The sequence below is a fragment of the Clostridium sp. MF28 genome (assembly GCF_002969175.1).
Lineage (GTDB): Bacteria > Bacillota > Clostridia > Clostridiales > Clostridiaceae > Clostridium > Clostridium beijerinckii.
On record NZ_CP014331.1, the window covers coordinates 5,738,843 to 5,751,161 of the forward strand.

The 12,319-nt window shown below is 28.5% G+C and carries 14 protein-coding genes; 11 read left to right on the forward strand and 3 right to left on the reverse strand.

All coding sequences use genetic code 11. The features are described 5' to 3' along the window. Position 1 precedes the first annotated feature (1 nt). From AXY43_RS25370 to AXY43_RS25410, 10 genes are all read left to right on the forward strand, one after another. Positions 2-1,522, forward strand: coding sequence for an FAD-binding oxidoreductase (locus AXY43_RS25370; RefSeq protein ID WP_423236888.1), 1,521 nt, complete (start codon positions 2-4; stop codon positions 1,520-1,522). A gap of 282 nt (positions 1,523-1,804) precedes the next feature. After that, positions 1,805-4,534 carry a class I SAM-dependent DNA methyltransferase gene (locus AXY43_RS25375; protein WP_087702709.1) on the forward strand — a complete coding sequence of 910 codons (2,730 nt, stop codon included), beginning with the start codon at positions 1,805-1,807 and terminating at the stop codon, positions 4,532-4,534. 244 nt (positions 4,535-4,778) lie between these two features. After that, entirely contained in the window at positions 4,779-4,940 is a 162-nt protein-coding gene (locus AXY43_RS28225; protein ID WP_179208058.1) for a hypothetical protein, read from the forward strand. After that, on the forward strand, positions 4,924-5,670 hold the full coding sequence (locus tag AXY43_RS25380; RefSeq protein ID WP_087702710.1) for a hypothetical protein: 747 nt from the start codon (positions 4,924-4,926) through the stop codon (positions 5,668-5,670). The genes AXY43_RS28225 and AXY43_RS25380 overlap by 17 nt, the downstream gene beginning before the upstream one ends. Before the next feature lie 265 nt (positions 5,671-5,935). Continuing rightward, a complete protein-coding gene (locus AXY43_RS25385; protein ID WP_146145465.1) occupies positions 5,936-6,235 on the forward strand; it encodes a phytoene desaturase family protein in 300 nt (99 codons plus the stop codon). Positions 6,236-6,358: 123 nt separating this feature from the next. Then, the gene (locus AXY43_RS25390; RefSeq protein WP_105412362.1) at positions 6,359-7,573 is read left to right on the forward strand and encodes an NAD(P)/FAD-dependent oxidoreductase; all 1,215 of its coding nucleotides are present in this window, start codon (positions 6,359-6,361) and stop codon (positions 7,571-7,573) included. 234 nt (positions 7,574-7,807) lie between these two features. Continuing rightward, positions 7,808-8,242, forward strand: a complete 435-nt coding sequence (locus AXY43_RS25395) for a hypothetical protein (protein WP_039772481.1) — start codon at positions 7,808-7,810, stop codon at positions 8,240-8,242. A 59-nt stretch (positions 8,243-8,301) separates the two neighbouring features. Next, on the forward strand, positions 8,302-8,736 hold the full coding sequence (locus tag AXY43_RS25400; protein ID WP_105412363.1) for a hypothetical protein: 435 nt from the start codon (positions 8,302-8,304) through the stop codon (positions 8,734-8,736). Positions 8,737-9,146: 410 nt separating this feature from the next. Further along, positions 9,147-9,326, forward strand: coding sequence for a (2Fe-2S)-binding protein (locus AXY43_RS25405; protein WP_087702713.1), 180 nt, complete (start codon positions 9,147-9,149; stop codon positions 9,324-9,326). A gap of 204 nt (positions 9,327-9,530) precedes the next feature. Further along, the gene (locus AXY43_RS25410) at positions 9,531-10,052 is read left to right on the forward strand and encodes a hypothetical protein (protein ID WP_039772475.1); all 522 of its coding nucleotides are present in this window, start codon (positions 9,531-9,533) and stop codon (positions 10,050-10,052) included. A gap of 85 nt (positions 10,053-10,137) precedes the next feature. Here the strand turns inward: AXY43_RS25410 and AXY43_RS28230 are convergent, their stop codons facing one another. From AXY43_RS28230 to AXY43_RS28235, 3 genes are all read right to left on the reverse strand, one after another. Beyond that, positions 10,138-10,278 carry a hypothetical protein gene (locus AXY43_RS28230; RefSeq protein ID WP_181246125.1) on the reverse strand — a complete coding sequence of 47 codons (141 nt, stop codon included), beginning with the start codon at positions 10,276-10,278 and terminating at the stop codon, positions 10,138-10,140. Positions 10,279-10,511: 233 nt separating this feature from the next. Continuing rightward, positions 10,512-10,814 carry a hypothetical protein gene (locus tag AXY43_RS25415; RefSeq protein ID WP_105412364.1) on the reverse strand — a complete coding sequence of 101 codons (303 nt, stop codon included), beginning with the start codon at positions 10,812-10,814 and terminating at the stop codon, positions 10,512-10,514. Positions 10,815-11,252: 438 nt separating this feature from the next. Then, complete coding sequence (locus AXY43_RS28235; protein WP_179208060.1) at positions 11,253-11,399, reverse strand: hypothetical protein; 147 nt, start codon at positions 11,397-11,399, stop codon at positions 11,253-11,255. A gap of 382 nt (positions 11,400-11,781) precedes the next feature. On the opposite strand from AXY43_RS28235, the gene AXY43_RS25420 reads away from it, so the two are divergent. Continuing rightward, a complete protein-coding gene (locus tag AXY43_RS25420) occupies positions 11,782-12,129 on the forward strand; it encodes a hypothetical protein (protein WP_105412365.1) in 348 nt (115 codons plus the stop codon). The last annotated feature ends 190 nt before the right edge of the window (positions 12,130-12,319 follow it).

Below are 12,319 nucleotides of genomic sequence, written 5' to 3' on the forward strand. Positions count from 1 at the left end.
ATTGGATCTTTTTTATGTTAGGGATTACTGTTGGAATGCTTATAGGTGGAAGAGGATTAATCAGAGTGCATGTTTTGATATAATATGTGAAAGTAATTGTTATGTTTATCATATATTAATAGCAATAGATAGATTTATTGTAAATCAAAATATTCTATTACAAAGGATGATAATGATGGAATTAGCTAAGGATTTATGTTTTAATGGTGAGATTGTAACACCTAATGATATAGAATATGAAGAAGATAGACAGGTGTGGAACAGAGCAATACAAAAATATCCAATAGCTATATTATATTGTACTAGTAGAGAAGACGTTATAAGTGCTTTAAGGTTTTGCATTAGAAAAAATATTGAATTTAGAATAAGATCTGGTGGGCACAATTATGAGGGATATTCAATTGGAAATAATGTTATAGTAATTGATGTTAGTAGAATGAAGAAAATAAGTATAAATGAATTAACTAATACAGTAAAAATAGAATCCGGGGTAGAAAATAATGAACTTTACGAATATGTAGGCACAAGAGGATATCCTTTTCCAGGTGGAACTTGCCCAACTGTTGGAGTAGCAGGATACACTTTAGGCGGAGGATGGGGACTATCTTGCAGGTTATTTGGTTTAGGAATTGATAATGTATTAGAGTTTGAACTTGTAGATTATAGAGGTAAGATAATTATTGCAAATAGAGATTGCAATAGTGATTTATTTTGGGCATTAAGGGGTGGTGCAGGAGGAAACTTTGGAATAGTAATCTCATTAACTTTTAGATTACCACCAAAATTAAATAAGGTAACAGAGTTTACAATATCTTATCCAAATACCACACCATTAGAACAAGCAAGGATTATGGATATATTTCAAAATTTATATCAAACCTTAGATAGAAGAGTGAATATGAGAGCTAGTTTTTATAATTCTGCAGATGAGGGTGTAGCAGCATTCATTATAGGATTATTTTATGGAGATATAGAAGAATTAAAGAAAATATTAAAACCTTTATTGGTGTTACCAAGAGCTGAGGCTGACTTTGAATATACAACCTTTTTAAATGCTACAAAAAAGATTGGAGCTATATATAATGCTAGTGAAAAATTTAAATCTGCTGGTAGATTTGCAGATAGAATATATTCAAAGCACGAGTTATTAAAATTAGCATCTTCTATTCAAGAAAAGCCTATAGGCTCAGTTTATGCTGCAGTTACTTTTTATGGATTAGGTGGAGCTGTAAAGGATAAAGGAAAGCATGAAACAGCTTTCTATTATAGAGACTCCAATTATATTATAGGTATACAATCAGTATGGGAAAATTCAATTTATGCAGAAGAAAATAAGGAATGGGTAGCTAGTAGATTAAATTATATAAAAATGATAACAGAAGGATCATATGTTAATTTTCCGTACAGTCCATTAAGAAATTATGAAAAAGAATATTATGGTGGAAATGTATGTAGGTTGAAATATATAAATGAAAAGTATGATCCATTTAATATATTTAATTATCCACAATCAATAAAATAAGAATTTAATAGAAAAAAACATTCTTTTTATCTGAAAACAAAGTATGGTTAACTTTTATTGAATAACCTCAGTCATAAGTTCCTTCCGAAGCACCTCTGAGCACAAATAAATTACCAAGCATAAGCACCTTACTATATAAATATTTAGTGAGGTGTTTTTTGTACGTAGTATTTGCGCATTTCAGCTTTTGAAAGTTCTATTTTCATGAATATATCTAAGGCAATTACATATTAGTAATTAAGACGTATTTATGGTCGAAGCATTTTTGAGGGGGAGCAATTAGTGTCTATTTCATTTAAACAGATGAAAGAGAAGGCTATTCAATTTGCAAGAGAATGGAAATTAGAAAGTAATGAAAAGGCAGAGGCACAAAGTTTTTGGAATGACTTTTTTCAGGTATTTGGTATTTCAAGAAGAAGAGTTGCAGCATTTGAAAAGTTTGTAGCAACAGAGAACGGCAATGGCTTTATCGACTTGTTTTGGAAGGGAAAATTAATAGTTGAGCATAAATCGAAAGGCAAAAACTTAGATACAGCTTATTCCCAAGCACTAAAGTATTTTTCAGGACTAAAAGAAAATGAGTTACCCAGATATATAATTGTATCAGATTTTGAAAACTTCAAATTATATGATTTAGATGAAAGTAAAGAATACGAATTTAAGCTAAATGAATTATATACAAAACTTCATTTATTTAATTTTATAAGTGATTACGATTCAATTAATGTTAAAGAAGAAGATCCGGTTAATATTGATGCAGGAACTGAAATTGGTAATCTACATGATGCATTAATGAATAATGGTTATACAGGTCATAATCTGGGAGTACTTCTAGTAAGATTATTATTTTGTTTCTTTGCTGATCATACTGGAATTTGGCCTAAAAGGGCATTTTCACAATATATAATGAATAATACAAAAGAAGATGGTTCGGATTTGGGTGCTCAATTAAATAGTATTTTTGATATATTAAATACAGATAATGAGTTTAGGCAAAAAAATATAAATCCTAATTTAGATATGTTGGTTTATATAAATGGTGGATTATTTGGAGACAGATTACCTACAGCATTTTTTGATTCAAGTACAAGAAAGATTTTGAAAGATTGCTGTGAACTTAATTGGAGTAGTATTTCACCAGTAGTTTTTGGTTCAATATTTCAAAGCTCTATGGATAAAGAGAAGAGACAAAGTTTAGGAGCACATTATACAGCTGAAAAAGATATATTTAAGGTTCTAAATCCATTGTTTTTAGATGATTTATATGAGAGATTAGAGAAGTGTGGAAGTGATCAGAATTCATTGAAAAAATTACTCGTAGATATATCACAAATTAAAATATTAGATCCCGCATGCGGTTGTGGTGACTTCCTAGTTTTAGCATATAGAGAATTACGAAAATTGCAGTTAGAAATAATTAAGAAAATTAATAGCATCATAGGGTATGTTCAATTAAAAGATATAAATGTTATAGGATCACTAAATATTTTAGATGTTGATTCAATGTATGGATTTGAAATTGATGAATTATCGTCGCTAATTGCAAAAGTAGCATTATGGATGTCTGATCACCAGATGAATATGGAACTATCAAAAGAACTTGGAAGATATTATGCAAGAATACCTTTGAAGAAATCAGCCAATATATTCAATATCAATGCATTGCAAATTGATTGGAAAGACTACGTGAAACCAGATTGTTTAAGCTATATAGCGGGGAATCCTCCTTTTATATCGAAACAAGATAGAAATAAAGAGCAGGAAAAAGATATGAGTCTGGTTTTCGAAAAAATAAAGAAACATGGAATTCTAGACTACGTTAGTGCATGGTATAAAAAAGCAGCAGATTATATTGAAAATACAAATATAGAAGCAGCATTTGTATCTACAAATTCTATTATTCAAGGAGAGCAAATTGAACCTCTTTGGAGTTATATGTTTAGCAAAGGAATTGTTATTAATTTTGCTCACAGGTCATTTAAATGGAAAAATGGATTGAGGAATAATGCGGCAGTTTTTGTAGTTATTATATGTTTTTCAAAGAAGCCAAGAAGTAAAAAGTATATATATGATTATGCAGCTGTTTCCTCTGAGCCTTTAAGACTAAAAGTAAAAAATATAAATTGTTATTTAGTGGATGGTGAAAATTTAATAGTTAAAGGTACATTAAATAGATTGGATGTAGAAGATACACCATATGCAGCAATGGGAAATATGCCAAATGATAACAAGAATCTTATATTAACGGAAGAAGAAAAGGATTGTTTTAATCAAACTTACCCAGAATATGGAGAAAAAATTATAAGAAGGTTGATAAGTGCAAAAGAAATGATAAATGGAAGCTTTAGATGGTGCTTATGGATAAATGATGAAAATACACATCTTATAAATAAAATAGAATTCATAAGAAAAAGGGTTACTAATGTAAAAAAATATAGGGAAGTAAGTAATAGACAGGCAACAAAAAAATTAGCAGAGATTCCTTATGCCTTTGGAGAAATAAGACAACCAAATAGTGAATATATATGTATACCACGCCATTCATCTGAAAGAAGGAAATATGTTCCTATAGCATTATTCAGTAAAGAGGATATAGTACATGATTCTTGCATAGCTGTTTATAGTAATGAATTATATATAATGGGAATACTTATGTCGTCTATGCACATGGCATGGGTTAAAAGGATTGGTGGAAGAATCAAAGGGGATTATAGGTATTCAGTTCAACTATGTTATAATACCTTTCCCTTCTGTAAATTAACAAACAAAAACAAAGGTGATATAACACAAGTTGTTAAGAAAATACTAGATATTAGGGATGAAGATAAAGATAAAATATTATCTGAACTCTATGATCCACTTTCAATGCCTAAAAAACTTCTTAAAGCACATAAAGAGTTGGACAAGCTTGTAGAAAAACTCTATTCAAATAAAGTATTAGATAATGATGATAAGAGGATGGAAGTTCTGCTAGAATGTTACAAGAAAATTTTGATTCTTAATACTGTTTGAATTTTTAATTTTATTTTGAAGTACTTGTTAGATAAAATATAAAGTATAGAATCATATTCATGTTTTTATCAATTGATTAGAAGGAGGAGCTAACATAGTGTGTTATGCTCCTTATTTGCTTTTTATATGCTGATATATGGAGAGAGTCGAAAATTACTGAAATAAGTAATGATATCAATTTATTAAAGTGGCAATAATTAAATATATATACAGGAAAAGATGTTGCAGCATATGTTGTTTTTTTATGGGATATCACAAAGATCCTATAAGTAAATATGAAAGCAGAATTAATTCCTATAAAGTCAATGCAATCTCAATGACAAATAAAGAGTATACAGATGCATTAGATGAGTTTATGATAAAATTTATATCTAGAAGGAGTTATTATTATGTGCAAAAAAATTGAGGATACAAACACAATTCTGAAAGAAATATTTGAGAATTATAGAAAATATGATAAGCGAAAGATCACACCTGAATATATAGACAAAGATCCAATTATTAATATTTTGACATTTTTCAAGATATATGAGATTGAGGGAAGAAGACTGAGTAGAATAAAGTATGATGGTGATGCTTATTATTTTTATAAACTTTATAATGATTCGAAGGTTGCTCTTAGAGGAGATACAATGATTTCATTCTGGACAATATATAAATATGCACTCAAAATAGCTACTGGAAAAACCTATAATAAATCTAGTAACACATTTGACGAGCTAATAGTAAAAAGGAATGAATCTGGATATAAAGAAACAAATGATAAATTTTCAAAGTTTGCTGAATTATATTACACGCCTGGAAACTTTATTTTACTTCCTCCTCCTTTTCCAGATGGTAGAATGAATAACAATCGGTATAGATGTTCAGAAGATAGAATTGATAAATCATTATTAGAATGCTTTAATGGAGGAACTTTATCAAAGTATTTTGGTGATGATAAAGAACAGCTTAAGGAATGGGTAAAAGATCAGAAATTAGGCTCTATATTTGAAAAAGGAATAATTGAAAAAGATAAAATAATTCCGTTTAATGTAAAAAATCCATATGTTTATTATTCAAATATGAATGAGGATGAAATTAACGAATTTTTAAAGAACGTAGAAAAATTAATAAAACACAGAAATATATCATAAGCACCTCCAGGTACAACTTAGCTGATTAAATTATTGTCTAGGCCAAAATAAATTGAAATACTAAGGTGAAAACTTTGAGGAGAACATAGAATCAGCGTTTACGGGTAACTAATCCATCTTTCTATATTTATTGTCCAAGTAGAATAGATAGGAGTATGGTAAAAATGAGGGTGATTGTTTAAATATTATGCTTCGAGTACCTAATCTCTTTTTTAAAGAAATAATTTGGAATAAGGATACGATTAATTTATTAACAAATACAATTATGAAAGAATTGAAAAACATCAAGGGACTGCAAGATATAGAAGAAAATATTGAATATATAAATTACCTTACCCCACTAGACATGGAATGTAAATTTAATGCTTATGGCGGTACAGCTTTTGGCCTTAGTCCGACCATAACTCAAACAAACTATTTTAGACCACATTTTAAATCAAGTAAAGCTGATAATTTATTTTTCGTAGGAAGTTCAGTGCATCCTGGTCCTGGAATATCATTAGTCTTAAATTCAAGTAAATTAGTAACTGAAGAAATTTTAAATACTACAAGGGACTTTTCTTAATTAGGCACATGAAAATAAAACTAAATCTTTTCAAATAAAAGATTTAGAGAATTTTTTTTAAAACAAAGTTAACACTAATAAATGCAATAAGGGGTATTAGGTGTAAGAAAGTAGGTAATTATTATGAATATACAGTATGTACAAGGGGATTGTATTTTTACAAGAATTAACAAATTAACTAAACAGTATGAGTATTTAACAGAGGATATAGATACAGATGTGATAATAGTAGGAGGGGGAGTAACTGGAGCAATTTTAGGATACTATTTTACTAAAAATAATATCAATAGTGTTATTTTAGAAAAATCAAGAATAGCGCATGGTAGTACTAGTATAACAACTTCACTTCTTCAATATGAGCTTGATAGTAATGCTATGGAGTTAAAGTCACATACATCTATAGATAATATTCTAAGGTCATATGAGTTAGGAATAAAGGCATTAGATGAAATTGAAGAGTTTATAGATGAAAATGGAAATACTTGTGACTTCAAAAGAGTAGATAGTTTTTTATATACAGCTAAGAATCTAGAAAAAAAGGAAATTGAAGAAGAGTATAAGATTAGAAGTGAAGCTGGATTTCCAGTAGAATTTATAGATAATAGCAACAATCCCTTTACCTTTGATGTAAAGGCTGGAGTCTTAAGTAAGGGTGGAGGAGCTCAATTTGATCCTTATAGGTTTACTCATGCTTTACTTAAGGTAAGCTGCGAAAAAGGTCTAATAGTATATGAAAACACAGAAGTAGTAGATGTAAAGTATGATGACAAAGGGGTTACAGTAGAAACTATATATGGCCATAAAGTTAAAGGAAGAATTATTATTGTTGCTACTGGGTATAACACAGAACTTTTTACTAAAAGGGCCTTTGGAATTAAAACTACAACCTTTAATGTTGCAACTAAGCCAATAAATAATATAGAAGATATCTACAAGGGAGTAATTGTTAGAGACAACGAAGACCCTTACAATTACTTAAGAACAACTAGTGATAATAGAATAATAATTGGTGGAGAGGATATAAATTTTCTACCAGATATATTTAACGAGGAATTATGTAACAAAAGTTATGATAAGTTAGAGCAAAGACTAAAAAATTTATTTCCAAATATAAATATAGAGATAGAGTATAGATATTGTGGGGCTTTTGCGTCTACTCAAGATAACTTAGGTTTCCTAGGGAAAGATCCGAATAATTTCAAGTTATGGTACTGTTTAGGATATGGGGCAAATGGCATTTTATTTGCTGTACTAGGTGGAATAATGCTAAGTAAATTATATTTAGGAGAAGTCAATGAAGATCTACATCTTTTTAAAGTAGGTAGATTTGACTCATGAAATCGCAATTGGCTATATTAGCAACAAAAAACTAAAATAAAAATTTAAGATTACAATAGAAAGAAGAGGTAGCAAATGTATGCTGCCTCTTCTTATTTTGACTTACTTATATTATATAAAAAATAATATTTAAATTGTAAAATGTAGTAACTAATAAGATACAGTTGTCATACAATATACTAGTTAGGAACTATATTCTTAACTAGTATGTATAAATGTTTGGAAGGAGTAAAAATGGCTTCGATAGAACAATTCGAGTATTTTCAACTGAATCCTAATGAATTCAATAAAACTGAAATACCAGTATCCATTATGCCTTATGTAATTAGTGAAGTGTTTATTAATGAGGTTATTCCTGGGGATCTTATTTGGCTAAATGCAGTAATTGGTGGTGTGGATAATGACAATGAAACTAAAGTTGCATCACTTAACATTAATTTGTATAAGGGAAATGTATTTATACCAGGAAAAGAAATATATTCGTCTTATATAGAAGCTGATAAAGATGGAGATGGAGATATTATAAATGTCCCTCTTTCTTATGTTGACGCTATAAATAAGGCTGCTACAAATGTCAGGTATGTGTTAACAGTACAATTAACTAGTAATATAAATAATGTATTTATAAGAGGGCCACTTACCTTTACAGCATTACGCATAAGACCTTAAATAGATTAAGAAATATATCTTTTCCTAATTTAAAAGCTATAATCTGAGGAGGAATTAAAATGGCTATAACTATACAACAATTTGACTTTTTCATTGGAGCTAGCTTAGCTACTGATAATTTAATTCCAGTAACAAGCACTCCTACTGTAATAGGTGAACTTGTTATAGATGAAGTAATTGTAGGTGATCTTATTTGGTTAACTGGTGTGGTTGGTGGTCTTGACAATGACAATGAAACAACTTATGCTTCCTTTGATATAAAAATATTTAAAGGGAATGTATTGATCCCAAGTAAACAAATTTATTCAATTGCTACAGAGGTTGATAAGGAAGGCGATGGAGATTTAGTTAATACTCCATTGTCTTATGTTGATGTTATAGATAAAAATGCTACTAATGTGAAGTATGTAATAACTGTTCAAGAAACAACAGGTAATAAAAAGGTATTTGTTGATGGACCAATTACCTTTACAGCTGCTAGAATTAGACAATAATACTATTAATTATAAAAAAGTAACGATGATAGAATTTTAATTTAAGACACATGAGCTAATTTTATTTTAACTCATCTAAAAATGCAAAGTTTAATCTTTATTTTTAGATGAGTTTTTTCATATTTCTATTACTACAATATTACCACCTCTTGGGTAATGTAGTGAGTTTTAGAACGACTTGCTAATATAGAGAATTTACTCGAAAGCCTAAACAATATTCAACAAAGTATTAGTTGCAAAATTATTGGCAAGGTAATAGCTAATAAAGTATAAATAATGACGCAAGAATTGGTGAAAATAATAAAGTTTAAGTAGAGTGATACTTCTTTCTAAAATGAAAATATAAAAATTATCGAGTATTACCTACTGCGATTAAAAGAATTCATATATTATATCTAGGAGGTAATGTAATGGACAATGATAAAGTAGTATGTGACTGTATTAATGTTACAGTAAAAGATTTAAAAGATGCTATCGCAAATGGTGCTAAATCATTTGAAGAAGTGCAAGCCGCTATTAATGTTAGCGCTGGTTGCGGTGCATGTGAAGATAGTGTTAGAGTATTGGTGGATGAATTACTAGGAAAATAATAATTCGATTGAGACTAATATAGGAAAATTTATATATTTTCTTATATTAGTCTCAATTTTTTTACCTAAATTAAAATTTAGGTAGTTTTGCACTAATTTTTATAGAGAATAAGTTGCGAAAATAACAAAAGATATACATGTAATTTGTTTAAATACTGTGCAGTTTTGTTTTATGATAATCATCAAAAAAGGAGTTGAATAACAATGCAAAGAAAAGTAAGACGAGTAATAATGTTTGTGATACTTATAACACTAGCTCTATCTAATATAGCCTATGCACAAAATGCACCATATGGTCCGAAAGTAGAGGATTTAAAAGGCAAAGAAAATATTATTCAAAATTTAGATCAAATGAAAAAACTAAGATCGAATTTAACTATTATAGGTATATCAGAAAATTCGTCGGAGGAACAATTAAAAAATACTGATAAAGATTTAGAAAATTTTATTCAACAATTAAATATTATTAGAAAAAATTTAGAGAATCATAGAAATACATATAAAGATTCTTTCCCAGATATATTTTTTTCAGAACAGATTTCATTTGTAGCTGATAGTTATATTATCAGTCTGAGACTGCAACAAAATTTGATAAGAGCATTGGAAGGTAATAATGCTGAATCGAAAAAACTATTTTATTCAAATTATTTAATACCAGTATATTACTATCTTACTTTAGGAGACCAAATGGTAGCATATATTGATACATATTTTGTATTATCTTAATAAATTTAAAAAACAAGTTAAAGTGGAGATTAGAGTGACTTTAACTTGTTTTATTTCAATCTAGAATTTCATTAAAATCAATGTACTATTTTTTCCATTTTCCTGAAGATGCATCTTTCTTAGCTTTATGAGTATTGCTTTCAGAACTATTATTAGAGGAGTCTCGTTCTGAAGGGGGTGAATTTAATATCTTTAGACCTAGTACTTCTTTAGCGTTTCTAACCATAATTATGTTCTTCTTTCATTTCATTTTTCACAAGCTTTAATTATTAAAATTTAGATATAATTAATATACCTAACAAATATATTTTATCTTTATTTCTTTCATTTATAACAGGAATTTTATCACTTTCAATGATCATTGTAGCATTAATGAAGTGGAGTCTTGTATTTTAAAATTTAAAGAATAAGCAACGTCTATTTCATTGAATTGAACGTAAAATAGCCATAAATCACTCGTCAAATTACATCATTAGATTTAAACAGATTGATGATACCTTTATTTTTAGATTGAATATATCCTATACCGTCTGGTAATATGTTATAGCTTGTAAGACCCACACATCTATCAACTTCTATAAATATTATTTTTTTAAAATGTTCTAAACCATCTATTTTTGCCTTAGTAAGTTGTCTATCCTCCTTACTACATGAGTAACGATATGAGTGATGACAAATACACCATTTTTTATTTTTTAAATATGATGCATAAGCATCATGTAGAAGTTTTTCTTCAATTTCATTTAATTCGATTCTATCCATAATATAACTCAGTCTCCTTTTTCCACAGAAAAAATTTTCAGTATTAATATTATGGACAGTAAATTTAATATTTATGTGTATTATAGACATTGAAATGTTTTTTTATGGCATAACTTAACAGTAGTAATACTGTATATTAAATTTAATACTGCACACAATAATAACTGAAAGAGGTGATTGTCATGGGAAACGATTTTGAAGATGATATTTTAGGATTACTCCGAAAATAATTTTTGAATCCCCATAAGTACACTTATTTCAAAATGAAGCCAGGGTTTAAGAATAAGCCCTGGTTTTATTTCGCTTAAAAGACATGCTTTCTGGAAGGTTTTTAAAAGGATTAGCAATTAACGTAGTAGTTGGGATTTATACTATATTATGGTCACTGCTTTTGATAATTCTAGGCGTTATAGCAGCTATTAAATATTCTATGACTTTTTATGTATGAGTAGATAATCCAAACATTGGTATTAATGAAGCAATAAGTAGAAGTACTGAAATGACTGATAGGCATATAATAGATATATTTACATTAGTACTAAGTTTTATTGGCTGGATGGCATTGATATTTGTTCCATCTGCCATTTTTTAAACTTCTTGGCATCAGGATGTAAAATATCGTTAGTGCCTAGCAAGCACATCTAAGATATGTAAATACCACCTAGGGGTAATATTTTTAAACTGTATAATAACTGAGTATCACTATTACTAATAGTAATAGTATTTTTAATGATTTTAAAAGGCAACTAAATTAAAGTTGTCTTTTTTATTTATTTAAAAACTAATATTTATATAATAAAAACTATTTATGCTAATATTTTGATAATTATATATGACTGTTTATCAATATAATCATTGAATCATCTCATAATGTCTATGATAAGGTTGTTTAAATTTCCATTAATCAAAGGAAATAGCTACGCTTATAAATGAAATACAAGGAGAAATAAGTCTTGCAAAGAAGACTATGGATACTGGTGTGGACGCTGTAAGTGAAGCTAATAATGCAATAATTGAAACAGAAAAATCTTTTGATTTAATTGAGGATTCTATTAAAAACAGCTTAAATCATATTCATAATTTATCAGAAAATATTAAAAATGTAGATAAAAATAAAGAAAAAGCGATAATTTCTATTGAAAAGATATCCGTTGTATCAGAAGAATCAGCAGGTGCAACGGAAGAAGTAGCAGCCATAGCTAAGGAGCAAACTAATTCTATGAATTCCATTTCAGAAACATCTCAAAAACTTAATGAGCTAGCTAGCAAAATGGATGAAATAGTTAAAATGTTTAAATTAGATTCTACATTGTAAGATTTAAGGCACATGAACTTGTTATTTCTTTGATTGCGCCTAAGATACGTGAAAGAAAATAACAAGTCAAAGATGTAATGAGCTAAGGAAAAATTTCTTAGCTCATTTTTGCATCAAAAATAAAGGAGTTAGAAGCTATACCAGATATATCAGGTAATGCAAGGCCACTGATTTCAGTGATTTTAATTAT

Excerpts from the sequence above, each read along its gene's own strand:
- AXY43_RS28225 (WP_179208058.1), top strand. The coding sequence starts at position 4,779 with ATGGGATATCACAAAGATCCTATAAGTAAATATGAAAGCAGAATTAAT.
- AXY43_RS25380 (WP_087702710.1), top strand. The coding sequence starts at position 4,924 with ATGTGCAAAAAAATTGAGGATACAAACACAATTCTGAAAGAAATATTT.
- AXY43_RS25385 (WP_146145465.1), top strand. The coding sequence starts at position 5,936 with ATGAAAGAATTGAAAAACATCAAGGGACTGCAAGATATAGAAGAAAAT.
- AXY43_RS25390 (WP_105412362.1), top strand. The coding sequence starts at position 6,359 with ATGAATATACAGTATGTACAAGGGGATTGTATTTTTACAAGAATTAAC.
- AXY43_RS25395 (WP_039772481.1), top strand. The coding sequence starts at position 7,808 with ATGGCTTCGATAGAACAATTCGAGTATTTTCAACTGAATCCTAATGAA.
- AXY43_RS25400 (WP_105412363.1), top strand. The coding sequence starts at position 8,302 with ATGGCTATAACTATACAACAATTTGACTTTTTCATTGGAGCTAGCTTA.
- AXY43_RS25405 (WP_087702713.1), top strand. The coding sequence starts at position 9,147 with ATGGACAATGATAAAGTAGTATGTGACTGTATTAATGTTACAGTAAAA.
- AXY43_RS25410 (WP_039772475.1), top strand. The coding sequence starts at position 9,531 with ATGCAAAGAAAAGTAAGACGAGTAATAATGTTTGTGATACTTATAACA.
- AXY43_RS28230 (WP_181246125.1), bottom strand. The coding sequence starts at position 10,278 with ATGGTTAGAAACGCTAAAGAAGTACTAGGTCTAAAGATATTAAATTCA.
- AXY43_RS25415 (WP_105412364.1), bottom strand. The coding sequence starts at position 10,814 with ATGGATAGAATCGAATTAAATGAAATTGAAGAAAAACTTCTACATGAT.
- AXY43_RS28235 (WP_179208060.1), bottom strand. The coding sequence starts at position 11,399 with ATGGCAGATGGAACAAATATCAATGCCATCCAGCCAATAAAACTTAGT.
- AXY43_RS25420 (WP_105412365.1), top strand. The coding sequence starts at position 11,782 with ATGGATACTGGTGTGGACGCTGTAAGTGAAGCTAATAATGCAATAATT.